Below are 1,194 nucleotides of genomic sequence, written 5' to 3' on the forward strand. Positions count from 1 at the left end.
GATTATGCAGTTACTTTAGCAACTACACCAGCACCAACTGTACGACCGCCTTCACGGATCGCAAAACGTAGACCTGGGTCCATTGCGATTGGGTGGATTAGCTCTACTGACATCTCAACGTTGTCACCAGGCATAACCATTTCCACGCCTTCTTTAAGCGCGATCGCACCAGTTACGTCCGTAGTACGGAAGTAGAACTGTGGACGGTAACCGTTAAGGAATGGAGTGTGACGACCACCTTCTTCTTTAGAAAGTACGTATACTTCCGCATCGAATTTAGTGTGTGGCTTGATCGCACCTGGTTTAGTCAATACTTGACCACGTTGTACGTCTTCACGCTTAGTACCACGAAGAAGAACACCACAGTTCTCGCCCGCACGACCTTCGTCAAGAAGCTTACGGAACATTTCTACGCCGGTTACTGTAGTAGTTTGAGTATCACGGATACCAACGATTTCTACAGACTCACCTACTTTAACGATACCAGTCTCTACACGGCCAGTTACTACTGTACCACGACCAGAGATTGAGAATACGTCTTCAATTGGCATAAGGAATGGAAGGTCAATTGCACGCTCTGGCTCTGGAATGTAAGAGTCAAGTGCTTCAACAAGCGCAACTACCGCTGGCTCGCCGTATTGGCTGTCATCACCGTTAAGCGCAAGAAGAGCAGAACCACGGATCACTGGAGTGTCATCACCCGGGAAGTCGTAAGTAGAAAGAAGTTCACGAACTTCCATTTCAACTAGTTCAAGAAGCTCTTCGTCGTCTACAAGGTCGCATTTGTTCAAGAATACAACGATGTAAGGTACACCTACCTGACGAGAAAGCAGGATGTGTTCACGAGTCTGTGGCATAGGACCATCAGTCGCAGCACATACAAGGATCGCGCCGTCCATCTGAGCAGCACCAGTAATCATGTTTTTAACATAATCGGCGTGGCCCGGGCAGTCTACGTGAGCGTAGTGACGAGTTGGAGAATCGTATTCTACGTGTGAAGTATTAATTGTAATACCACGTGCTTTTTCTTCTGGTGCAGAGTCGATTGCAGCGTAGTCTTTCGCTTCGCCACCGAATTTCTTCGCACATACAGTTGCAATTGCAGCTGTTAAAGTTGTTTTACCATGGTCAACGTGACCAATTGTGCCCACGTTAACGTGTGGCTTATTACGTTCAAACTTAGCCTTAGCCATG

The 1,194-nt window shown here is 47.3% G+C and carries 1 protein-coding gene; it reads right to left on the reverse strand.

What is annotated here, in order from left to right; all coding sequences use genetic code 11:
* Nucleotides 1-2 precede the first annotated feature (2 nt).
* Nucleotides 3-1,193: an elongation factor Tu gene (gene tuf, locus NI464_RS15730; protein ID WP_004646112.1), complete on the reverse strand. Its 1,191-nt coding sequence runs from the start codon at nt 1,191-1,193 to the stop codon at nt 3-5.
* Nucleotide 1,194: the final 1 nt, after the last annotated feature.

The sequence above is a fragment of the Acinetobacter lwoffii genome (assembly GCF_024129685.1).
GTDB classification, from domain to species: domain Bacteria; phylum Pseudomonadota; class Gammaproteobacteria; order Pseudomonadales; family Moraxellaceae; genus Acinetobacter; species Acinetobacter lwoffii_X.

Bases quoted from the DNA above. Each gene is read 5' to 3' on its own strand.
- tuf (WP_004646112.1), bottom strand. From the start codon at position 1,193: ATGGCTAAGGCTAAGTTTGAACGTAATAAGCCACACGTTAACGTGGGC.